Below are 21,975 nucleotides of genomic sequence, written 5' to 3' on the forward strand. Positions count from 1 at the left end.
CGTCACTGAGACTTTGGTTTAGCCGATTAGTTTTGCCGCACCGGACGTGTAAGATGCTCAAACCCGACCTCTTTCAGCGCAAACTCCAGTGTACTTTTTATCACTTGAGGACTATCCATTATCAACAGCCTGCGTAACAGGTCTTCCGCCCAGCGCAGTGAGATCGAGCGCAGTACGGATTTTACTTTCGGCAGGTTCACCGCATTCATAGACAGCACATCATATCCCATCGCCGTCAGCAAAATGGCGCCGCCGGGATCCCCCGCCAGTTCTCCGCATATGCTCGCCTGTTTTCCGACGGCATGGGCGTCGCAGGCAATCTTATACAGCGCCTGTAATACGGAGGGATGGAAAGAGTGATATAAAGACGCAACGCGCGGATTATTGCGATCCACCGCCAACATATACTGAGTCAGGTCATTGCTGCCTACGGAAATAAAGTCCACCCGCTCAGCAATTTCTTTGACCTGAAAAATTGCGCTGGGCACTTCAATCATTACACCTACTGGCGGCATGCGCACATTAGCGCCTTCTTCTCTGACCTCGTGGTAGACACGATAGATCAGATGCAACGCTTCCTCTATCTCCGAGATATTAGAAATCATGGGAAGCATGATACGCAGATTATCCAGGCCTTCGCTGGCTTTCAGCATCGCCCGCACCTGCACCAGGAAAATTTCCGGGTGATCCAGCGTCACGCGAATGCCGCGCCAGCCCAGGAAAGGATTCTCTTCACTGATAGGAAAATAACTCAACGCCTTATCGCCACCCACATCCAGCGTACGCATGGTGACCATGCTGGGCGCAAAAGCCTCTAACTGCTCGCGGTAGCAATCCCGCTGTTCCTGCTCACTGGGAAAGCGGTCGTTGATCATAAAGGGGACTTCCGTGCGATAAAGCCCAACCCCTTCTGCGCCATGATTCAAAGAGCGCACGACATCCGTCATCAAGCCTGTGTTGACCCATAATGTCATGTGATGACCGTCTTTGGTGACGCAGGGAAGATCGCGCAGCTCCTCCAGGCCCTTCGAAATTTGCTGCTCTTCCTCAACGATTGAGTTGTAATAGCTCAACAGCTCTGGAGATGGATGGCTGTATATCTCGCCATTGTAACCATCAATAATGATGTCTCTGTCATCCAGCTTATTGATAGGCATATCTATAACGCCCATCACACACGGCAACCCCATCGCTCTGGCGAGAATCGCAACGTGGGAGTTACCTGAACCCTGCACTGACACCAATCCCAACAACTTCTCGCGAGGCACCTCGCCCAACATGGATGGCGTCAGCTCTTCACTGACCAGGATGGTGTTTTCCGGATAGTCGCGCTGCTCATCAATATGCTGTTTTTGCAGATAAGCCAGAACTCTCTGCCCCAGGTCTTTAATATCGACCGCTCGCTCCCGCAGGTAAGCGTCGTTGATCGCCTCGAAGTGGCGCACGTATTCCTGCACGACGACTTTAAGACTGCCCTGAGCCCAGTTACCTTCGCGAATGAAGTTCTTCACTTCGCCACTCAGCGCATTGTCATCCAGCATGCCCAGATAAACGTCAAATAAAGCCTGCTCCTCCGGCCGCAACTGCGTAGACAGACGCTCGCCCACCTCTTTGATATCTTGCCGCACCGCCGCAACCGCAGCGTCAAACAGCGACATCTCTGCGTCAATATCGGTGCAGGGCTTTTCCGGTACGGCTTTCAGGTCAGCGTGAGGAAACTTGACGACGCATTTACCGATGGCGACGCCTGATGCGCCAGCGACGCCTTTAAAACAAATGTCCCGGGCTTTCTGTCCGGTAAAGTTTAATCCGGAGATGATTCCCGTCGCTTCCCCATGGGCGATAACTGCGGCGAGCTGAGCGGAGATAGTTACCAGGAAAGCTTCTTCACTCTCATCAAACAGACGACTGGCCTGCTGCTGAACAACCAATACGCCAAGTACTTTACGGTGATGAATAATAGGAACGCCGAGAAAGGACTTATACTTTTCTTCGCCGGTTTCAGGGAAATAACGATAACGGGGGTGGGCTGGCGCATTATGCAGATTAAGAGGTTCTTCACGCACCCCCACCAACCCAACCAGACCCTCTGAGTGCCCCAGCTTAACCTTACCAATGGACTCGGGATTAAGCCCCTGGGTGGCCATCAAAATATAGTGATTGGTCTCTGGATCAAGCAGATAGATGGAGCACACTTCCGTGTCCATCGATTCATGTACGCGTTTGACAATAAGCTCCAACGCCTCTCCCAGATTCGGAGCGGCGTTAACCTCTTGTACAATACTACGCAATACACTCAGCATAGGCGGGACGCTTCAACTTTCCTCACGCTTGAACAAGACCGGAGCGAACTCCCTCATCGCCCGTCGATACACCTCTCGTTTGAAGGATACTACCTGCCCGAGGGGATACCAATAGCTGACCCAGCGCCAGCCGTCAAATTCAGGTTTGTCCGTGTAATTCGTGCAGATCTCCGATTCATCCGCCAATAACTGCAGCATGAACCACTTTTGCTTTTGCCCCACACACACGGGATGAGAGTCATAGCGAATCATTTTCTTCGGCAGGCGGTAACGCAGCCAGCCGCGGGTGCCAGCGACAATCTCAACAGCCTCAGGCGGCAGCCCTACCTCTTCTTTTAGCTCTCTGAACAGAGCCTCTTCAGGCGATTCGTCTTTCTTAATGCCGCCTTGGGGAAACTGCCAGGAGTCTTGTCCAATACGTCTGGCCCAGAACACTTCACCGCGAGGGTTGCACAGTATGATGCCGACGTTGGGACGGTAACCTTCAGCGTCTATCACGAACTGCCATCCTTATAATTTTTTTCAACATTGTTCCACAATTGAACAGCTGTATACAAATTAGCTTTACTTTAAGGGCTTTTAGCTAACTCTTCTAATAATATATTAGGATTTAGTCAATAAATAACAGAATGTCACCCCAGACGCCCGTCACGCCTCGTTTCCGCTACAGTTGGCCGCTACGGATTGATTTCCTTTATAGTGTACAATTCCCACGCCCATCACAGAGGAGTTTAAGCATTGGCTCTAGCTATTTTTGATCTGGACAATACTCTCATCGCCGGCGACAGCGACCACGCCTGGGGCGATTTTCTGGTGCACAGAGGAATTGTCGATCAGGAAGACTTCAAACGCGTAAATGACGAGTTCTATCAGGATTACCTGAAAGGTCAGCTGGATATCTTCAAATACCTAGGATTCGCCCTAAGCCCTCTGACTCAGCATCCGCTGGAGCAATTGCATCAGTGGCGAAAAGAATTTGTCGAAGAGTCGATTCGCCCTCTCCTGCTTCCCAAAGCGCTTGAGCTGCTCCGCAGCCACCGCGACAAAGGCGATTACCTGCTTATCATCACCGCCACCAATCGCTTCGTCACTCAACCTATCGCCGACTTGCTGGAAGTCGATGAGCTGATCGCCACCGAGCCTGAGTTCATCAACAACCGTTATACAGGCAAAGTCAGCGGCACACCAAGCTATCAGGCCGGGAAAGTGACGCGTCTGCGTGAGTGGCTGCAACACAACCCTTTTGATCTGTCAGACGCCTACTTCTATAGTGATTCCCACAACGACATTCCCCTTCTGGAGCATGTCGGTAATCCTGTTGTGGTCGATGGTGATGAGCATCTGCTGCAAACTGCTCGCGAGCGCGGCTGGGAAATCATGAGTCTGCGCCCATGAGAATGGGCGGACGTCATATTGCGATCCAGCTGCTCTTGCTGTGCGTCGCGTTAGCTGCCTGCGATAAAAGCGCGGAACGGAATTTATCCAGTGAATCGCCAGCGCCTCAGCAGCCCGCCACGCCACTCCCCGCAAAGGAGCAGGTTGACGCCAAAGTGACGGACGCAGCAGTGGTGTCGCCACTTTGGAACGCGGCAACGGAAAAACATGACGCCGCCCTGCATGCGATAGAAAAGCTGAATCGCGGCCTACAAGAATTTATCAGTACGCCAACTCCAGAGACTCTCAACGAAGCCAGGGAAAATTGGTTGCAAGCGCATACGGTATTACAAGAGCTTAAAGTGTGGAGCCAGTTACCAGCGGCGAAAAACTACCTCAAGCACAAAGCGCCTGGAGCGCCATATAACCGCGCTTCGCTTTTAGACGCCGCGCCGCTGCTGGGCGGTTACCTTGACGAAGTGCCCGGCTATCCGAAAAGTGGACTGACCTATGCAGAAGACCTTGAAATCGACAACGCAACGTTGAGTGAGCAGCATCAGTTTGCGGACGATTACTATCTGGTTTACGGAATGCATCCGATTGAGTTCATGCTCTGGTCGCATAACGATCCAGCGCAACAGTCCGCTCGCTTTATCGTGAACGCCGACGCTCCTGATACAGAGCGCCGACGTGAGCTTCTGCGCTTGCAAGGCGAGCGCCTGGTGCAAGACATGACGGAATTCTCCGCCGCCTGGCGGCCGCCTTCCGGGAGCATCTTCCTGAAAGGAAAAAGCATGAGCCAGATGGAAGCAGTGCGAGAAGCCAACCCCTGGCTTATCGCACTGATCGACTTTATTGACCGTGAAGTGGTCGGTGCCTTGAAACCTAAGGACGGCGAACCCGGCTGGCGATTTCAGGAGCACTTGGAGTTCAGTCAGGACGCGGCCCATTTTTGGCACGGACGAATGAGGGCCATGCAGCCTTTTCTGACAGAGCCGGCGCTGTTTACAGACGCCCAGACTCGCAGCAGTCTTAAGGAGCTTCGACTTAAACTGGAGGGCTGCCTGACGGCATTGAGCGCCACCGCCGAGGATAACGAAGAACAGATCGCCATCTGCGAAAATCAGGCGCTGCAACTTCGGGAGCAAATCATTATCCGGTTCGCCGGGAACTAAGACTGCATTCTCATGGCCGGATAACTCCGGCCATCACTCCTTCCAGGCAACCTTTACAAAGTCGGCGTAACGCGCAGCAGCATGGCCTTGATGTAGTCCGTCTCAGGTATCGCCGGGAGAATCGGATGATCCGCGCCCTGCCCGCCTTGGAATATCAATTGCGCCGTACGATCGACTTCTCGCGCCGATGCTCGCAGGATATCTCTCAGGCGCTCAGAAGAAAGATGCATGGAACAAGAAGCTGACATCAGCATGCCGCCAGGAGCCGTCAATCGCAGCGCCATCTGATTCAAACGCTGATAAGCCCGCTCGCCTTGCTTTTGATCTTTGCGACGAGGTATCAGCGCAGGCGGATCGACAATCACCACATCAAACTTTTCTTTTTCCTGACACAGATTTTCCAATGCATTGAAAGCATCTTCACGGATAAAACGGCATGGCGGATTTTCCATCTGCAGGCGGCAGTTTCGCTGGGCCCATTCCAATGCGCTTTCAGATGAGTCGACGAAGGTGACTGATTCCGCGCCATTGGCCAGGGTCTGCACACCCCAGCCGCCCACGTAACTGAACAAGTCCAGCACGCGCTTGCCTTTCACCCAGGGAAACAGAGCGGCGCGATTGGGACGATGATCATAGAACCATCCCGTTTTTTGGCCGCCCTGGGCAGGCGCAGACATGGTTACGCCGTTTTCAATCACTTCCAGCGTTTCAATCTCATCTCCAAAACACTGGGTATAGCGCTCCAGTCCTTCCACTTCACGCATCTTGCCGTCATTTTTCAGGATCACAGTGCGAGCGGAAAAATTATTTTTGAGGATATCGACGACATCGTCCTTGAACTGCTCCATTCCCGCTGTGGAGATTTGTGCTACAAAGTCAGCGCCGAAACGGTCAATCACCAAACCTGACAGCCCATCGCTGTCACCAAATACCATCCGATAATGCGGGGTTCCGAACAACTGGCTACGCCATTCGTCCGCCGCCTGCATCCGCTTTTTCAACAAAGAGCGAGAGAGAAACAATTTGGGGCTGCGGCTGACTATGCGTGCGCAAATCAATGCATGAGGATTAGCAAAGGCCGCCGCCAGCGGTTTTCCCTTTGCGTTTTCGATAACGACAGGTTGCCCCGCCGCCAATTCAGTCAGTGGCGTTTTCTGAATATCGATTTCGTTGCTGTATACCCACAAATGCCCGCTACGAAGCCGCTTGTCGGCATTTTCCCGTAAACGCAGTACGCCCGCATCCATATTCGCCCCTCTTTAGTTGCTGCGCCGCTGGCGCTGGTGATTCGATAAAACGGCGCGGATTATAACTGATAAAGCCCTCTCAAAGCCGCTTAATATCGGTCAAGCTCGCCATCATCAACACCCCGGACTTTATCAGTTGGACTAAACTTAAATTTGCGGCGTCGCATCCGCTGTATTCACATAGGAGTCCTCATGAGCACCGAACTCAACGAAGAGCAAATCCAGCATATTCTGCAGGGAATAAAAATACCGCCGCAGCCGCAAATACTGGTGGATATTCAAATGGAACAGGTGATGCCCGACCCGGATATCAGCCGTATCGCCCAGCTTATCAGTCAGGATGTGGGGCTCGCCGGCACAGTGTTGAAGTTCGTTAATTCCCCCATGTTCGGCCTGTCCAACAAGATTGCGTCTATCGCCCAGGCGGTTTCTCTTTTAGGACTAAAAAGCGTGGTCAACATCATCAACGGCATTTCCATCAAGGGCGAGATGTCCGATGAGCATATCGTGGAGCTCACTCGCTTCTGGGATACCGCTAACGATATTTCCAGCATCTCAGCCAATATCGCCAAGAAAATCGGTTACCAGTCCCCGGATGAGGCTTATCTGTTGGGGCTGTTTCATAACTGCGGCATTCCTCTGATGATTCAGCGTTTCCCCAACTATCTACAGGTGGTTGAAGAAGCATACAGTCACGCGGATATACGCATCACTGAAACCGAGAACGAGCGCCTGAACACTAATCATGCAGTAGTCGGCTACTACACCGCCAAATCCTGGAATCTGCCCAAACACCTCTGCGAAGCCATTGCAGAGCATCACAGCGCAGAGAGGATCTTTGGCGACCGGGAAAGCCGCAATCCGGAGAAAAAAACCATATTGGCGGTACTGAAGATATCCGAACACATCTGCGGAAATTTTCACGTGCTGGGCAGGCAATCAGTGGACCATGAATGGAACCGTATCCAAAAAGATGTACTGGAGTTCGTCGGGTTAACCAACTACGACGTGGATGAGATGAAAGAGTCGTTTTCAGAAATGGGCGTCAGCGTCAGCAACTACCGCTAAGCATTCTAGAATCAAGCAGCGCCCGGGGCATCCCGGACGCATGCAATGTGTATCAAGCCGGCGAATCAGCCTTCTTCCGCTTCACACTGTGCTGTGTAAGCTTCGGCATCCATCATGCCTTCCAGCTCTTTAACGTCGGCGATCTTGATTTTGAAGAGCCAGCCATCGTTGTAAGGGTCGCTGTTGACCAGCTCTGGAGACTCTTGCAGCGCCTCATTGACTTCCACCACTTCCCCGGTGACCGGCGAGTAGATGTCAGATGCGGCCTTGACGGACTCTACGACACCAGCGTTGTCGCCTGCGCCCAGTTCCGCTCCGACCTCAGGCAGCTCGACAAACACGATGTCACCCAATAAATCCTGAGCGTGATCGGTAATGCCTACAGTCACCACGCCGTTGTCTTCCAACAACACCCATTCGTGAGTGGGGCTGTATTTCAGTTCACTTGGAACGCTGCTCATCTTTTGACCCTTCTTTGTCAATTCATTAGGTTAATATTCGGGTATTTTATACGGACATACTTAGGTTTGCGTTATTAAAATCCTTTTATCGTCATTTCTGGATTGTAGACGATAGAAAAAAATTTACGATACTGGGCAAAACCCGCTCGAAATCCTCGAACTCATGCGACCCGCCGGGTTGCACCCAGAGCGCGCAGGCGGAGAACTTCAGCGCCGCCTCACGGTAGTTCAAAGTGGCGTCGCCGGTCTGCAGTAAGGTATAAACACGCTCTCCTGAAACCGGAGGAGGAGAATCCAGCGCCAGCAACTCATCCATGTGGTGAGGCTCCAGCAAGTACTCTTCGCCCGTGTAGAGATTTTTATTCAACCCCAGATATCCTTCCAGCAGATCATAGGGTCTGACCGCGGGATTAATCAATGCCGCGGAAACACCATATTTATGGTGCAGATAAGCCGCGTAGTAGCCCCCCAGCGAGCTGCCGATGACTCCCAGAGGCCTATCGTTTCCTGCGAAATACTCTCTCTCCAATCGCTCCATCGCCGCTAAAGGCGAATAATGCAGATCGGGAATAGCAAGCTCTATGTTCGGATGATTTTTGGAAAGCCATTGTTGGGCGCACTGCGCTTTAAAAGACTGCGGGGAGCTGTTAAAGCCATGTATATAAAGAATACAGGAATGATTCATCAATACTCGCAAACTAAAGGAAAGTCGTCATGACGGCGGTAAGAGCCCACGCTCAATAGCCTTTACTGGAGAGGTCCACCTCGAACTCAATATGACTGGCCCGCACGACGGAAGTGTCCACCCGTCCATCAGGATACAGCTTCAACCAACGATATCCCGGCGCCAGATTGTCCACCGCGAAATCCTCGCTGTAAGGCTTGAATTGCACGCAGGTGGACGGCGTCGCCAGAAGCCGCACACCATTGCGCATCTGGTCATATTCCTGGTGAATGTGCCCCCAAAGTATCAGCCGGACATGATCGTAGGCGTCGATCACAGAGAAGAAATCATCCCGATTATGCAACCCAATGGTGTCCAGCCAAGCGCAGTTCACATCGACAGGGTGATGATGGAAGCAGATGATCACGTGTTTGTCCTGATCTTTCTCCAGCTCCGCTTTCAATAACTGCAACTCTTTTTTGGCCAACTTGCCATATACCTTGCGTCGAACAGAGGAGTCGAGAAAGATCAGTTTCCAGGGACCGAAAATTTTCACCTTGGCCAGACACTCGGGATTTCGCACCGCTTTGGCCATGACGCCCGGGTCATCGTGATTACCGGAAAACCAGTAAATCGGGCACTGAAACGGCAGCATTTTCTCGTGGAAGCACTCATACGCCTCCGTTGACCCATCCTGTGCAATATCGCCGGTGGCGAGCACAAAATCCGGGCTCTCGTGATTGGCGCGCACAAGCGACAACACCGCGTCCAGACTACGCCGGGTGTTCATGCCCAATAGAGTGCCGTCCGGTTCCCGCCGCAGATGGGAATCAGTTACCTGAATAACGGTTAACGCTTGGTTGTTGTCTGACGCCACCTCATCATCCGCCGCAGTCTGAGTGAGTTGTTACGGGAAAATCCTTTTGCTTACTTATAAAAAATATATGCCGGATATGGACATTTTCCAGTTAGTCAGTCACATAATCATTGAAATTTGTGTTATTTCACAACAATCAGACACTTTTGGCCCGTCACCGGCTGTTTACTCGTCCCTGAATCAGCCGGCTAACATTGAGCCGGAGGGATTATAAGTCTCTCAGCTCTTCCGTCGAATGGCCATGGTGAAGACAATAATTCAGCCACTCGGAAAGAAACTGGTTTAGCTGCAGTTTTTCATCAGGCAAATGCATTTTGCCGTTAGGATAATCGTTCACCGCCTCTACTCGCGCATGATTCACCGCGCTGATGACTTCCGCCATACGCGCGTCGTGATATATCCGAACGGTTAACTGAGGATTATTCACCCATCGACCGATTGCGTGAACCTGTTCCAAAAACAAGAGGTTAGTATAACGACTGGCTTCCAGTACCTTTATACGGATTAACCCCAGATAGGCTGCATGATTATGCAGCGAATAGGTGACCTCCGAGCCGGCTTCCCTATCGGCGACGAGCTTGCTCAGACGAAAGTAGTTCGCTTCGCAGATAGCTCCGAATTGGGCGATGTCTGGCACGTACCGTTGTTTCACGCATTCTCCTTCGTAATTGAAGTCTTAAATCATCATCTCATAAAAACTCACGCCACTCCGCCAGCAATTGCTCGCGGTTCAATTGCAGCCACTGTAACGCAATGATTCCCGCTGCATCCTTGATACGCCCGCTTTCCACCCATGCATAAGCCTGCTCGCGGCTCACCACGTGCACGCGAATATCCTCTCCTTCATGGGGCAATCCATACAGCCCCTCAACCCCTTCCGCATTCACCAAGCCACAAAACAGATCAATGGATTCCGAGCTTCCGCCGGGAGACGGCAGATAGTGGCGAATTTTACGCAGAGCCTTCACTTCCAGTCCCGCCTCTTCCTGAGCTTCCCGACACGCAACGCTTTCAGGCGTTTCGCCTTCCTCATTGATTCCCGCCACCAGCTCCATCAACCAGGGCGATGAACCTTCATACAAAGCGCCAATACGAAACTGCTCACACAGCACCACCTGATCACGCACCGGGTCATAAGGAAGCATACAGGTGGCGCCGCCGCGCACAAACAGCTCCCGGCGAATCGGCTCGGACCAGGCGCCCGCGAACAACTTGTGCCTGAGTTCGAGTTTCTGGATAGAAAAGAATCCCTGATAGCCAGTCTGCCTGGAAATCACTTCCACATCGTCCTTACCAAATTGACTGTCCGCTGGCAGTTTCTGGGTATCCTGCTTCACCTTTCACCTCTCGCTCATAGTATCCGGATTTCGTATCGCCTTTTCCGACGCGGGTTTTCGCTCAGATAAGCGCAATCATTTCATGTTAAACCATTTTCGATTGCAATGGCTTTACGGCTTCTTATCTGGACTTAAGGCCGCCAAGATTTGAGTTCAAAGCGAGTTAGCAGTGTAGACCATGCCGCGCCACCTCACCTGAGCGCTATTGCGCGGAGCCTATAAATAACCGAAGATACCGCCCCATGTAATCACCGTATACATACGTAATGATTTATTTCCACACTTCGTGATCTAATGAGACGCATTCTGCGTTAAACTGTGCGGCATTTTTAATTCATACGAATTTTCAAGTGTTTACTCCACACAACCCGGACTGTTAAAGAGGGGTGCCCGACGTTATGTTCCGACCAAGCAAATTGCTTATCTCAATCGGGGCGCTATGCCTTAGCGCCTCCACTCAAGCCATGGATCTCGCCACCGCCTACAATAAAGCCCTGCAATATGATTCTGAGCTGGCGGCCGCTCTGGCGGGAAGGAATGCGGAAGCAGAAAGTGTCATCCAAACCCGTGCGGGATTGATGCCCAGCGTCGGCGCCGGCGCCAGCGTCGCCCACCATGACGTGGACACTCGGCTCACCCCGGATGACAGTTACGTCAGCCAGGGCGGCGAAGTCACATTGACCCAACCGTTATTGAAGCTAGACACATACTACAGTTATCAAGCCAGCAAATACTCCCGTAACCGCGCCGATGAAGACCTGCGCAGCGCAGAGCAGGATTTACTGTTCCGCACCGCTGACGCCTATTTCGGCGTACTACGCGCCTGGGACAACCTGACTACCGCCAAACGCGCGGAAGAAGCTTTTCAGCGCCAGTGGGAGCAAGCGAAAGAGCGCTTTGAAGTTGGATTGATCGCCATCACTGAGGTGCATGAGTCCAAAGCGACCTATGACTCAGGCAAAGTCTCGCGCATCAACGCTCAAGGACAGCTGGACGTTGCATTAGAAAGCCTGCAGCGCATCACCGGAGACTACACCGATACCGTACAGGTGCTCAGCGAAAGCCTACCTGTTGTGCAGGTATCGCCTGACTCTGCGGTGAAATGGGAAGAAACTGCGTTCGCCAACAACCCTCAGGTTTTGGCGGCCAGTTGGAGCGTGCAAAGCGCGCAAAGCAGCGTTTCCGCCCAAAAAGCCGGTCATTACCCGACCCTCGACGCTAAAGCGAGCTATGGCTTTAGTGAGTCCGATGGCCGTGGCGCAGCGGATGAACGCAGCAATGATTTGTCAGTATCTTTAAATCTTTCCGTTCCAATCTATACCGGCGGAGCGACCCAGTCCGGCGTGCGTCAAGCAAGCTATCGTCTGGAACAAGCGGAGCAGTCGTTGAATACCGCTCAGCGTAATATTCGTCTGCAACTGCGCAGTCTTTATCGGACGCTGCAGACCAATATTGAGTCGATCCAAGCTCGTAAACAGGAAATCATTTCTTCCGAGAGTGCGCTGCAGGCAACTCGCGCCGGCTATGATGTGGGTACGCGCAATATCGTCGAAGTTCTGGATTCAGAACGCCGCTATTACGCATCCCTCAGCAACTACGCCAACGCGCGTTACGACTTCGTTCTGAACACGCTGTCGTTCAAGCAAACCGCTGGCGTCTTGTCGGTCAACGACATCAATGAGCTGAACAAGTGGTTGGCGGAGCCAGTCAACGTATTGACCCGTTAACCCTCTGCAAGCATTAAAAAAGCCGCACTAAGTTGCGGCTTTTTAGTTTACCTGATGATCAACGCTGAGGCGCTTGCTGTAGAACGCCTTCCAGCAGTCGATCCAGGGCCCCACGATTATCATTGACGACTTTAGACGCCGCCTCGCCCATACGGAGCCTAGCTGCATCATCGTCACACAGCGCTAATAAAACGTCTCCCAGCGTTCCCCGCTCAACAAACCGCAGACCTTGCGCCTGCTCCAGTTGCGCGCAGATATCGGCAAAATTGAACACGGCCGGCCCCATCAATACAGGTTTACCCACTGCCGCGGGCTCCAAGGGGTTATGCCCTCCCGTATCGACCAGGCTTCCGCCGACAAAAGCCAAGTCGGCGGCGGCGTAAAAGCGCAGCAGCTCCCCCATGGTGTCGCCGAGTAAAACCTGCGTCTCCGGGGTTACTGTTGCATTACTGCTGCGCCTGACCATACGTAGCCCCGCCCGCAGGATATCCTCGCCCACTTTATCGAAGCGCTCAGGATGTCTGGGAACAATCACCAGGAGCGCATCAGGACGATACGCCAACAGTTGTTGATGCGCCGCCAGAATCACAGCGTCTTCGCCTTCATGAGTGCTTCCGGCCACCCAGACGAAGCGTTTGGGTCCACCCCAAGCGTCTCTAAGCGCCAGGCTCTGCGCACGCAGCTCTTCGCTCACGCTGATATCGAATTTAATGCTTCCGGTGACGCTGAGACGCTCCTGAGGTAAGCCCAAGGCCACAAAACGACCGCCATCCACAGCATTTTGCGCCGCCACCCAGGACAGCTTCTGCAGCATCGGTCGAGTAATGGCGGAGACTTTGCCATACCCCTTGGCGGAGCGCTCGGAAAGCCGCGCATTGGCCACCATTGAGGGAACGCCTTGCGCCGCGCACAGAGCTATCCAGTTGGGCCATAGCTCCGTTTCCATAATAATCAGAGCGCAGGGGTTCAGGCGGCGCAAAAAACGCATAATAGGACCGGGAAGATCATAAGGCGCGTAGACATGAAATACGCGATCGCCAAATAACGCCTTCACCCGCTCCGAGCCAGTGGGCGTCATGGTGGTCACGACAATAGGACGTTCCGGATGCTCCTTCAGAAGACGATTCACCAACAGCGCCGCCGCAACCGTTTCACCAACAGAGACACTATGAACCCAGAGCGGTCGCTGTGCGAACGCCGGCGCCTTGAACCATCCTAAACGCTCCCGCCAACGTAACCGATAAGCGGGCGCCGCGCGACCTCGCCAGTACAGACGGGCTAGAATTAGAGGAAGAATCAAGTAGTAAATGAGTGTGTAAAGGAATCTCGCCATATCGCCGCTCTTTCAAACCGGAGGCGAGTTTAGCACAGCGCCGGAAGAGCGATCAGGCTTTTAAATCTTGTTCATGATGCTCGCGGCGGGTTTGGGTTCGGTCTGACGAACGGCTATAATGGCGCGCATTTTTCGTAATGGAGCCACCGAATGGCAGAAACTCTAGAGACAGATGTCGTCATTATCGGCGGGGGAATCGCTGGGCTATGGCTGAACTATCGGCTGCGCAAAGCGGGCTATAGCACGCTGCTATTGGAGAAGAAAACCCTGGGCGGCGGACAAAGCGTTCGTTCACAGGGCATTATTCATGGCGGAGCCAAATACACCCTCAATGGGGCGCTAACTACCGCCGCTAACGCCATTTCGGAAATGCCGGATCGCTGGCGCGCCTGCCTGAAAGGCGAGGGAGACGTAGACCTCAGCTCTGCCCGCGTGCTCTCCGAGTATCACTACATGTGGTCCCGCGATCGCCTTGTTTCCAAGCTAACGGCGTTCTTCGCCAGTAAGGCCGTGCGCGGCAAAGTTTCTGGAGACGCCTCCACAGAACGTCCCGCTGCATTCAATACGCCAGACTTCCATGGCAACTTCTACGCACTGAATGAATTAGTGCTGGACGTCCCCACAGTGATCAATGCGCTGATCTCCCCATTCAGCGATGGCATTCTCCAGTATGACTGCACCCAGCCCGGCACATTAGTGCAGGATCAAGGGGAAATCGTGGAGATGCACCTGGTAGGCAAAAACAAGCGTGTGCGCGTCAAGGCCAAGCGCTTCATCCTCGCAGCGGGAGAAGGCAATGAAAGCGTCCTGCACGGAGCCCAGCTGCATCGCCCCGCCATGCAACGCAGACCCCTGCACATGGTGATCGTGCGCCATCAGTATCCGCACCCGGTTTATGCACATTGCATTGGCGCCGGCTCCAAGCCGTTGCTGACCATCACTACCCACTACATGAAGGACGGCCAGCCCGTCTGGTACTTGGGCGGCAATCTGGCGGAAACTGGGGTCGAGCTCGACCGCGAAACGCAGATCAATTCCGCCAAAACCCTGGTGAAAGATCTTCTCCCCTGGATTGACCTCGGCGAATCCCGCTGGTCCAGCTTCCTGATCCATCGCGCAGAGCCTCAGCAAAAAGGCATGTTGCGACCAGATACGGCGTTCGTTCACAGTGAAAAAAATGTTATGACCTGCTGGCCAACCAAACTGGCGCTAACGCCTAATCTGGTCGACACCGTCATGGCGCAGCTGCAGGCGGACGGCGTCGAGCCTGGAACGGCAAGCGACCTGGGAGCGTTGAGTTTCCTTCCCCGCCCCGGCATCAGCGCGCCAGTGTGGCAGGAGATGCTGTCATGAAATACCGTCCGCTTGGCGACACCGGCATCGAAGTCAGCCTGCTAGGTTTAGGCACGGTTAAACTGGGACGCGATCAAGGAGTAAAATACCCCACCGCCTTCAAAATTCCCGATGATCAGCAAGCTCTGGCGTTAATCGGTTTGGCGGAAGACTTGGGGGTAAACCTGATCGATACGGCGCCAGCCTACGGCTCCAGCGAGACCCGCCTGGGCCGACTACTGCAAGGTCGCCGCCAGCGCTGGGTGATTTGCAGCAAAGTGGGTGAAGAATTCGTTGACGGACAGTCCTATTTCAACTTCACGCCGGAACATACCCGAATGAGCGTCGAGCGTAGCCTGCAACGGCTGCGCACCGACTATATCGACATCGTGCTAATTCATTCCGATGGCGACGACATGGCGATTCTGCAGAAAGAAGGCACGCTGCAAGCCCTGGCGGAACTAAAGGCCAAAGGAATGATTCGCGCCATTGGGCTCTCCGGCAAGACGGTGGAGGGCGGCATTGCCGCTCTGCAACAAGGCGATGTCGCCATGGTCACTTACAATCTGGAGCATCAGGAAGAAAAGCCCGTACTGGACTATGCGCAAGCGCATCAAAAGGGCGTTTTGATCAAAAAGGCGCTGGCCAGCGGCCATATCTGCGTCGGCCCCCATGAAGATCCCTTGCGGAAAAGCATGGAGTTCGTATTCGCCCATCCCGGCGTATCCAGCGCTATTATCGGCACCATCAATCCTGAGCACTTCAAAGAGAACGTCCGCGCGCTACCTGTGTAACGATAGCGCGCGTCGTCGCCAATCGAATTTCCTTACCCCTGGGCCAGCAGGCTGCGCAAATCGATAATCGCCGCATTAGCTCTGGAGATGAAAGACGCCATGGTCAGCGAGTGGTTGGCGAGTACGCCAAAGCCGCTGCCGTTCAGAATGACCGGGCTCCACACAGATTCCTGAGTCGCCTCCAGCTCCACGATAATTTGACGCAGGCTGACAACCGCGTTCTTATCTCTCAGCACGTCGCCGAAGTCCACTTCAATGGCTTTGAGTATGTGAATCAACGCCCAAGCAGTGCCGCGCGCCTCATAAAAGACATCGTCGATCTCCAGCCAGGAAGTCTTCAACTCCACTTCACCCTGCCCCGGTGTGGACTGCTTCGCCGACTTGTCGCCAGCCAGCGCCATATCCAACTGCCGTTTGCCGACGCTTTCACTCAAGCGTTGCGACAAGCTGCCAAGACGCGTTTCCACATCAGACAGCCAGTTGCGCAGGTTATCCGCACGGGCGTAAAACTGAGCGTCAGGCTTGTTTGGATCAGACAAACGGTTCAGATAACTGCGCAGCGCTTTCAATCCGCGGCGGTATTCATCCTCAGTAGAAGGAATCACCCAGGAGCGGCTGTCAAAGTTAAACTGAGGCTCCGCCACCGTCAGGTCGCGGTCTTCCGTCGACTGACTTTGAGAACGGCTGATATCTTTACGCAAGGCGCGGCTCAGGTCTCTGACTTGCACCAGCACGCCATATTCCCAATGGGAAATGTTGTCCAACCATAGGCCGGGAGGGAATACGTCGTTGGAAATATAACCGCCGGGCTTTTCCAGTAAGGTATCGACCAGGGTGATAAGCGTCGCCGTAGTCGTACTGCCGACGACCAGCGGGCGGTTCTGATCCGTCACCACGCTCCTGGCTTTGGGGCCCACCTCAAATAGCTCTGGTTCAGAGCTCCAGTACCAACCCACAAATAATGCGGCGACTAAATATACGCCCAGAGCGCCGCCAATCAATTTAGCCAAAAAAACACCTCCCACGTAATCGCCGAGTTCTTCTCCGCGTTCATTAAAAAAGTCTTTTATCGCCTGCCACATAGATATTGCCGCTCCTCGCAATCTTCAAGCTCCGCCGCTCACGGCGCCGCCATATGTGGCGGGCTCTCCTGAGGCCGAAAGAGATAATATCCCATTGCGCCGTCCACCCCGAGCTGCACCAGACTGTCCCAGTCGTCCTGGGACTCGACGCCCACACCAATGACTTTAATGGCCTGTGAGTGCGCAATCTGCACGATGGAGCGCAAATAAAACTGATGCCCCTGATCTTTGTGAATATTTTTCACCAGACCGGGGTCGATTTTGATCATGTCCACCGGACAACTTTTCAAATATCCGAACGGCATACCGGTGGATCCGAATCGGCTGATGACGATACGGAAAGCCAGTTCATTACGCAACTGTAACAGACGATCAAACCCCGCCCAGGCCGCCTGCAAGGCGTGCTCGGAAACCTCCAGCAGCAAGCGCGGACATTGCGCGGAAAAACGATGCAATATCGCGCTAGCCAGATCAGCGAACTCAGCCGACTGCATACTGGATACCGCCAGACTGACGCAAAATGCAGCATCCTCATGATGCTCCGTCAGCCTTGTCAGCGCATCTTCCAGCACTTGCGCATCCACTTTCAGCGCCAGATTAAAGCGGTCCGCCATAGGAAGAAATTCCGCCGCCGCCAGCACTCTGCCCTCCATGTTCATGCGCACCAGCGCCTGATGGAACAGGAAGCTCCGAGAGTCGTCGCTCAGAACAGGCTGAAAGTGTAAATAAAACCCTTTGTCCGCCAGCGTCGACAACAAGAGGGATTGCCACTCCGTCGCCGTAAGCGGCTTCTGACCCGCTTCTCGCCCGCTGCTGCGCCCTTTGCGCCACGCATTCGTGCAGGATTTTTGCGCCACCCGCATCGCGAAGTCCGCCACCGACAACACCTGCGCCAAGGGAGTACGCCCCTCTGTATTGACTAACCCGATGTGCAGACGATTGGAGCCGCCCCAATTCTTAATCAACGGCAGCGATGTCAATCTTTCCAGCAAGCGCTCCGCCACAGCTTCCGCACGACTGTCCGTCAGACCACTGAGAAATACGGTGAAGCAACCGCCGCCACGGCGGCCCACATAACTGCCGATATGCGACAGGCATTCGTCATGGATGACTTCCGCCATCTGCTTGAGCAGCGCATCCCCCTGCTCTCTTCCAAACTGATCGTTGTACTCAGACAAACCTGACAGCTGCGCCAACAGCAGCGCGCCGACACTGTCACCATCATCTCCCGCCAGAGCCGCCTGTAAGCGATTATCAAAGGACTGTCGGTTCAGCACGCCAGTGACGGAATCCAACAACGCCAGTTTGCGCAGCGACTCAATGGTGGCCACCTGCTCTTCGAATGAGCGTCGCAAATGGTCCGCCATGCTGTTTACCGCCAACGTGACTTTCGCCAATTCCCGAGTGCCCGGAATCGGCAGTGAGACATCGAAATGCTTATCTTCAATTCGATGCGCAGCTTGCTCCAGCCGCTGCAAAGGGCGCAGCAGACTGCTCAACAGTAAATGGAAAGCCGCAAATGCAAAGACGGTGACGACCGCAAACCAGGCCAGTTGATTACGCAGCGTCGCCCATAGTTCTCGATAGGCGATGCCCGGATCGCTTTGCACCATCAAACGCCCAACCGGGCGCCAACCAGCGATCACTTCCGCCTCACCTACCGGCGCCTGCAGATCGAGCCAGCGCACAAACCATTTGGGCACGCCTTCCAGATCCTTGGAGCTGGTTCGCGCCACGACCGAGCGTCCTTCTTGATCTAAAATACGAATACCCTGATAAGCGCCTGAGTCAAAGATGGCGTCCACCATGGAAGACGCAACCACCCAATCCTGCGGGTCCGCCACATGAGAAACGGATAAACCCAACGAGGTGGCGGAGTCTCTGGCGTGAGACTGTAGCTGATCCTGCAGGTACAACTTCTTCTGCCACAAATTAAGGCCGAACACGCCCCCTAACAAAATTAACAGCATCGTGGAGATCAGGCCCAGCATCAGCACTTTGATCGATCGTTTGTCACGCAATGCTTTATTATTATCAATCATGGCGACTCCGTCGGATTTGATCACAGATTCAGCGCTTTCCGCTCAAACCACCCGCAGTTGACGCTTAAAGGTTTGCGCTACTACACAAATGCACAAGAATTTACATACACATACAGTTTACGACTATATTTAAATAAAATTGCCAAACTATACTGAAACTTATATCAATACGTCCTGGCTTGAATTTTGTACTTGTAAATCAGGCGCATAGAAGAAAGAAAAACTGGTTGCAACCACTAATGGAAGCGGATTTACCCTCTCTATGACCATAGAAAGTCAACGGGACAAACTCAAGCAGCACTTCGCCGGTCGCGTAACGACGCAGGCGCGCATTGTCCTGGAAGCATGGCAACAGCTGAAGCAAAGGAACTGGCAGGACAAACAGTGGTTTTCCGATTTCCAACTTGCAACCGATAAATTAGGTCGTTACGCAGCCCGTTTCGACATGACGGATCATCTGTGTATCGCACAGTCGATCAACACCAGCCTCAAGAGCATCAGCCTGCGTAAAACCCCTGTTACTACCGCAGATATTCTCGCAGTGGAGCAGCAGGTCATGCAGCTGGCGACCGTCACCCAGCGCAAAACCGATCGCAAAGACAGCAGCGCCAACCGAACCTATCTACGATCACCGATCTATCTGGCCCTGAATCAGAAAGATCTGGCGCAGCGCATCGCTCAACAAATGCAGTTTTTTGGTTTTCGCGGCGAATTGTATTCAACTCACGACACCCTGCAGGCGGCAACCCAGAAAAACAAACCTGAAACCATGATTGTCGACGTGGACTTTGGCGGCGAGAAAAACGCCGGCATCGAGCTGATCAAGCGTATCCAGGGCAATCATGAGACGCCTATTCCGGTCATGTTCATCTGCCCTCGCGAGGGCGACATCAAGACTCGCCTCGAAGCAGCGCGTTGCGGAGGCGAAGAGTTTGTAGAGCGCACCCTGGACGCGGCGCAGCTTATCGAGAAAGTGGAGACTTACACTCGCTCCAGCGCCCATGATCCCTACCGCATCATGGTGGTGGACGACTCCAGAGCCCAGGCCGCGTTTATGGAAAGCACCCTGCGCAAAGCGGGCATGACCGCCAAGATCATCACCGACCCGATGCAGGTTTTAATTGCCTTGGAAGAGTTCTCCCCAGAAATCATCATCATGGACATGTACATGCCGGGTTGCACTGGAACTGAGCTGGCCAAAGTGATTCGGCAGCAGGACAAGTTCGTCAGCGTCCCTATTATTTATCTGTCCGCGGAAGACGACATCAACAAGCAGTTGCACGCGATGAGCCTCGGCGGTGACGATTTCCTGGTGAAACCGATCAATCCTCGACACCTGATCGCCACTATTCACAACCGCGGGCGGCGCGCGCGCACCTTGCACGCCATGATGATCCGCGACAGCCTGACTGGACTCTATAACCATACCCATACGCTGAATCTGCTCAGCATGGAGATCAACAAGGCCAATCAGACAGGCGAGCCTCTCAGCTTCGCCATGATGGACATTGATTACTTCAAGCGCATCAACGACACCCATGGCCACCCCGTTGGCGACAGAGTGTTGAAGAGCATGTCGCTATTCCTCAAGCAGCGGCTGCGCAAGACCGACCATATTGGCCGTTACGGTGGAGAAGAGTTCGCCGTCGTGCTCCCTAATACCGATGAGTGCGACGCCAAGAATATGATGAACGACATTCGCGAACGTTTCGGAGAACTGATGCACCCCACCGAGGAGGACACATTCAAAGTGACGTTCAGCTGCGGTATCGCCGCCTATCAGGCTGGCAACACCCAGCAGGTGCTGGCGCAAAAGGCGGATAAAGCGTTGTATGAAGCCAAACACGCGGGCCGAAACTGCGTGAAGGTGTTCAGATAGGTTCAGAGGCCCGGAATTGGCCGGTTTCCAGCCATCGTGGAAACCGCCTACAACAATGCGCTTATTGTGTTTTAAACCGAAGTATCAAAAATAGTTCACAGGACCGGGTTAAATTGCCACTGTCGCCGTTATCATGACGGTGACGTAAAAGCTCCCGCCAAGTCTGCGAAACGCCCTGTTTTTTCTGGGAAAATCGCACCTATTCCCACAGCTCCAGCGCTACTACCAAAGTATGACCGCAAACTGCGGCAATCTGCTTGAATATAGTAGACAAAAGAGTCAAACTTCCGAAATCTTGCTTTAATTACACCTTAAATATCCGACATATAAGGACAAGACGCCATGGCAAGCATTCTAGTGTTGCACGGCCCTAATTTGAACTTATTGGGAACGCGCGAACCGGAAATTTATGGCGCAGAAACCTTGGACGATATTAATTTCCGCCTGACGGAAATCGCCAGGCAGGCAGGCCACCATCTGCTGACGCTGCAAAGCAATGCAGAGTACGAACTGATTGATCGCATCCATGAAGCCAAGAAAGAAGGCGTGGACTTCATCATTATCAATCCAGCGGCCTTTACCCATACCAGCGTGGCGCTACGCGACGCCCTTCTTGGTGTCGGCATTCCTTTTATTGAGACGCATTTGTCCAATGTGCACGCCCGCGAGGCGTTCCGCCACCATTCCTATTTCTCCGATGTCGCCGTCGGTGTGATATGCGGATTCGGCAGCCAGAGTTACGAACTCGCTTTACAGGCCGCCTTTTCAAAGATTACCGGAAAATAAATTACGAGAGCCTATGATGGATATCAGAAAAGTAAAAAAACTTATTGAACTGATTGAAGAATCAGACATCGCCGAAATCGAAATTAAAGAAGGCGATGATTCCGTACGCATCAGCCGCCGTCTGGCCGGCGCCGAGCCTGTGTACGTCACTTCTGCGGCAGTAGAAGCGCGCCCTGCGGCGGCCCCCTTGGCTGCGACCGCTCCTGCTGCGGAAGCAGACGCCGGACCACAATATAACGGCCATCTGGTCAAGTCCCCCATGGTTGGCACCTTCTACCGTGCGCCATCGCCCTCCGCGCCAGTGTTCGCTGAAGTTGGACAAACCGTCAAAGCCGGCGACGTACTGTGCATTGTCGAAGCAATGAAGATGATGAACCAGATTGAAGCGGACAAGTCCGGCACAGTTGAAGCCATTCTGGTGGAAAATGGACAACCGGTGGAGTTTGACCAGCCGCTGTTCTCGATTGTTTAAGAGTCCCTATCCGGACTCTTCC

20 protein-coding genes are annotated in these 21,975 nt (G+C 53.5%); 9 read left to right on the forward strand and 11 right to left on the reverse strand.

Annotation, left to right across the window (positions count from 1 at the left end; all coding sequences use genetic code 11):
- Window positions 1-26 precede the first annotated feature (26 nt).
- Both ptsP and rppH read right to left on the reverse strand, forming a co-directional pair.
- Complete coding sequence (gene ptsP / locus ACQYWX_RS26210) at window positions 27-2,303, reverse strand: phosphoenolpyruvate--protein phosphotransferase (RefSeq protein ID WP_279506266.1); 2,277 nt, start codon at window positions 2,301-2,303, stop codon at window positions 27-29.
- A gap of 12 nt (window positions 2,304-2,315) precedes the next feature.
- Window positions 2,316-2,801, reverse strand: a complete 486-nt coding sequence (gene rppH, locus ACQYWX_RS26215; RefSeq protein WP_216738669.1) for an RNA pyrophosphohydrolase — start codon at window positions 2,799-2,801, stop codon at window positions 2,316-2,318.
- A gap of 240 nt (window positions 2,802-3,041) precedes the next feature.
- Between rppH and ACQYWX_RS26220 the strand changes: the two genes are divergently transcribed.
- Window positions 3,042-3,698: an HAD family hydrolase gene (locus ACQYWX_RS26220; RefSeq protein WP_431686898.1), complete on the forward strand. Its 657-nt coding sequence runs from the start codon at window positions 3,042-3,044 to the stop codon at window positions 3,696-3,698.
- Window positions 3,695-4,852, forward strand: coding sequence for an imelysin family protein (locus ACQYWX_RS26225; protein ID WP_431686899.1), 1,158 nt, complete (start codon window positions 3,695-3,697; stop codon window positions 4,850-4,852). Before ACQYWX_RS26220 ends, ACQYWX_RS26225 begins: the two co-directional genes overlap by 4 nt.
- Before the next feature lie 53 nt (window positions 4,853-4,905).
- Here the strand turns inward: ACQYWX_RS26225 and ACQYWX_RS26230 are convergent, their stop codons facing one another.
- The gene (locus tag ACQYWX_RS26230; protein WP_431686900.1) at window positions 4,906-6,099 is read right to left on the reverse strand and encodes a class I SAM-dependent rRNA methyltransferase; all 1,194 of its coding nucleotides are present in this window, start codon (window positions 6,097-6,099) and stop codon (window positions 4,906-4,908) included.
- A gap of 192 nt (window positions 6,100-6,291) precedes the next feature.
- Here ACQYWX_RS26230 and ACQYWX_RS26235 point away from each other — a divergent pair, with 192 nt between their 5' ends.
- Complete coding sequence (locus tag ACQYWX_RS26235; RefSeq protein ID WP_431686901.1) at window positions 6,292-7,167, forward strand: HDOD domain-containing protein; 876 nt, start codon at window positions 6,292-6,294, stop codon at window positions 7,165-7,167.
- A gap of 65 nt (window positions 7,168-7,232) precedes the next feature.
- On the opposite strand, the gene gcvH is transcribed toward ACQYWX_RS26235, so the two are convergent.
- The 5 genes from gcvH to nudF form a co-directional block, all read right to left on the reverse strand.
- A complete protein-coding gene (gcvH, locus tag ACQYWX_RS26240) occupies window positions 7,233-7,628 on the reverse strand; it encodes a glycine cleavage system protein GcvH (RefSeq protein WP_216738664.1) in 396 nt (131 codons plus the stop codon).
- Between the two features lie 91 nt (window positions 7,629-7,719).
- Window positions 7,720-8,313 (reverse strand): YqiA/YcfP family alpha/beta fold hydrolase, encoded by a 594-nt coding sequence (locus ACQYWX_RS26245; protein ID WP_431686902.1) that lies wholly within the window; start codon window positions 8,311-8,313, stop codon window positions 7,720-7,722.
- 52 nt (window positions 8,314-8,365) lie between these two features.
- Window positions 8,366-9,169 carry a 3',5'-cyclic-AMP phosphodiesterase gene (gene cpdA / locus ACQYWX_RS26250; protein WP_431686903.1) on the reverse strand — a complete coding sequence of 268 codons (804 nt, stop codon included), beginning with the start codon at window positions 9,167-9,169 and terminating at the stop codon, window positions 8,366-8,368.
- Between the two features lie 208 nt (window positions 9,170-9,377).
- The gene (locus ACQYWX_RS26255; protein ID WP_216738661.1) at window positions 9,378-9,821 is read right to left on the reverse strand and encodes a DUF1249 domain-containing protein; all 444 of its coding nucleotides are present in this window, start codon (window positions 9,819-9,821) and stop codon (window positions 9,378-9,380) included.
- A gap of 37 nt (window positions 9,822-9,858) precedes the next feature.
- Window positions 9,859-10,506 carry an ADP-ribose diphosphatase gene (nudF, locus tag ACQYWX_RS26260; protein ID WP_216738660.1) on the reverse strand — a complete coding sequence of 216 codons (648 nt, stop codon included), beginning with the start codon at window positions 10,504-10,506 and terminating at the stop codon, window positions 9,859-9,861.
- A gap of 398 nt (window positions 10,507-10,904) precedes the next feature.
- On the opposite strand from nudF, the gene ACQYWX_RS26265 reads away from it, so the two are divergent.
- Complete coding sequence (locus tag ACQYWX_RS26265) at window positions 10,905-12,233, forward strand: TolC family outer membrane protein (protein WP_216738659.1); 1,329 nt, start codon at window positions 10,905-10,907, stop codon at window positions 12,231-12,233.
- A gap of 58 nt (window positions 12,234-12,291) precedes the next feature.
- On the opposite strand, the gene waaA is transcribed toward ACQYWX_RS26265, so the two are convergent.
- Window positions 12,292-13,566, reverse strand: coding sequence for a lipid IV(A) 3-deoxy-D-manno-octulosonic acid transferase (gene waaA / locus ACQYWX_RS26270; protein WP_431686904.1), 1,275 nt, complete (start codon window positions 13,564-13,566; stop codon window positions 12,292-12,294).
- 150 nt (window positions 13,567-13,716) lie between these two features.
- Here waaA and ACQYWX_RS26275 point away from each other — a divergent pair, with 150 nt between their 5' ends.
- Window positions 13,717-14,919, forward strand: a complete 1,203-nt coding sequence (locus ACQYWX_RS26275; protein ID WP_431686905.1) for an NAD(P)/FAD-dependent oxidoreductase — start codon at window positions 13,717-13,719, stop codon at window positions 14,917-14,919.
- A complete protein-coding gene (locus tag ACQYWX_RS26280; RefSeq protein WP_431686906.1) occupies window positions 14,916-15,692 on the forward strand; it encodes an aldo/keto reductase in 777 nt (258 codons plus the stop codon). Before ACQYWX_RS26275 ends, ACQYWX_RS26280 begins: the two co-directional genes overlap by 4 nt.
- 32 nt (window positions 15,693-15,724) lie before the next feature.
- Here the strand turns inward: ACQYWX_RS26280 and ACQYWX_RS26285 are convergent, their stop codons facing one another.
- Window positions 15,725-16,774 (reverse strand): DUF2333 family protein, encoded by a 1,050-nt coding sequence (locus ACQYWX_RS26285; protein ID WP_431686907.1) that lies wholly within the window; start codon window positions 16,772-16,774, stop codon window positions 15,725-15,727.
- A 38-nt stretch (window positions 16,775-16,812) separates the two neighbouring features.
- Window positions 16,813-18,816, reverse strand: coding sequence for an EAL domain-containing protein (locus ACQYWX_RS26290; protein WP_431686908.1), 2,004 nt, complete (start codon window positions 18,814-18,816; stop codon window positions 16,813-16,815).
- A gap of 262 nt (window positions 18,817-19,078) precedes the next feature.
- Here ACQYWX_RS26290 and ACQYWX_RS26295 point away from each other — a divergent pair, with 262 nt between their 5' ends.
- The 3 genes from ACQYWX_RS26295 (at window position 19,079) to accB (ending at window position 21,953) form a co-directional block, all read left to right on the forward strand.
- Window positions 19,079-20,695 carry a GGDEF domain-containing response regulator gene (locus ACQYWX_RS26295; protein WP_216738653.1) on the forward strand — a complete coding sequence of 539 codons (1,617 nt, stop codon included), beginning with the start codon at window positions 19,079-19,081 and terminating at the stop codon, window positions 20,693-20,695.
- Window positions 20,696-21,037: 342 nt separating this feature from the next.
- Window positions 21,038-21,481 (forward strand): type II 3-dehydroquinate dehydratase, encoded by a 444-nt coding sequence (gene aroQ, locus ACQYWX_RS26300; RefSeq protein ID WP_127973487.1) that lies wholly within the window; start codon window positions 21,038-21,040, stop codon window positions 21,479-21,481.
- 16 nt (window positions 21,482-21,497) lie between these two features.
- A complete protein-coding gene (gene accB, locus ACQYWX_RS26305; protein WP_216738698.1) occupies window positions 21,498-21,953 on the forward strand; it encodes an acetyl-CoA carboxylase biotin carboxyl carrier protein in 456 nt (151 codons plus the stop codon).
- Window positions 21,954-21,975: the final 22 nt, after the last annotated feature.

The organism is Hahella sp. NBU794 (assembly GCF_050749805.1).
Lineage (GTDB): Bacteria > Pseudomonadota > Gammaproteobacteria > Pseudomonadales > Oleiphilaceae > Hahella.

Excerpts from the sequence above, each read along its gene's own strand:
- waaA (WP_431686904.1), bottom strand. The coding sequence starts at position 13,566 with ATGGCGAGATTCCTTTACACACTCATTTACTACTTGATTCTTCCTCTA.
- accB (WP_216738698.1), top strand. The coding sequence starts at position 21,498 with ATGGATATCAGAAAAGTAAAAAAACTTATTGAACTGATTGAAGAATCA.
- ACQYWX_RS26280 (WP_431686906.1), top strand. The coding sequence starts at position 14,916 with ATGAAATACCGTCCGCTTGGCGACACCGGCATCGAAGTCAGCCTGCTA.
- ACQYWX_RS26275 (WP_431686905.1), top strand. The coding sequence starts at position 13,717 with ATGGCAGAAACTCTAGAGACAGATGTCGTCATTATCGGCGGGGGAATC.
- ACQYWX_RS26295 (WP_216738653.1), top strand. The coding sequence starts at position 19,079 with ATGACCATAGAAAGTCAACGGGACAAACTCAAGCAGCACTTCGCCGGT.
- ACQYWX_RS26265 (WP_216738659.1), top strand. The coding sequence starts at position 10,905 with ATGTTCCGACCAAGCAAATTGCTTATCTCAATCGGGGCGCTATGCCTT.
- ACQYWX_RS26290 (WP_431686908.1), bottom strand. The coding sequence starts at position 18,816 with ATGATTGATAATAATAAAGCATTGCGTGACAAACGATCGATCAAAGTG.
- ACQYWX_RS26235 (WP_431686901.1), top strand. The coding sequence starts at position 6,292 with ATGAGCACCGAACTCAACGAAGAGCAAATCCAGCATATTCTGCAGGGA.
- ACQYWX_RS26245 (WP_431686902.1), bottom strand. The coding sequence starts at position 8,313 with ATGAATCATTCCTGTATTCTTTATATACATGGCTTTAACAGCTCCCCG.
- gcvH (WP_216738664.1), bottom strand. The coding sequence starts at position 7,628 with ATGAGCAGCGTTCCAAGTGAACTGAAATACAGCCCCACTCACGAATGG.
- ACQYWX_RS26285 (WP_431686907.1), bottom strand. The coding sequence starts at position 16,774 with ATGTGGCAGGCGATAAAAGACTTTTTTAATGAACGCGGAGAAGAACTC.
- ACQYWX_RS26230 (WP_431686900.1), bottom strand. The coding sequence starts at position 6,099 with ATGGATGCGGGCGTACTGCGTTTACGGGAAAATGCCGACAAGCGGCTT.
- ptsP (WP_279506266.1), bottom strand. The coding sequence starts at position 2,303 with ATGCTGAGTGTATTGCGTAGTATTGTACAAGAGGTTAACGCCGCTCCG.
- ACQYWX_RS26225 (WP_431686899.1), top strand. The coding sequence starts at position 3,695 with ATGAGAATGGGCGGACGTCATATTGCGATCCAGCTGCTCTTGCTGTGC.
- aroQ (WP_127973487.1), top strand. The coding sequence starts at position 21,038 with ATGGCAAGCATTCTAGTGTTGCACGGCCCTAATTTGAACTTATTGGGA.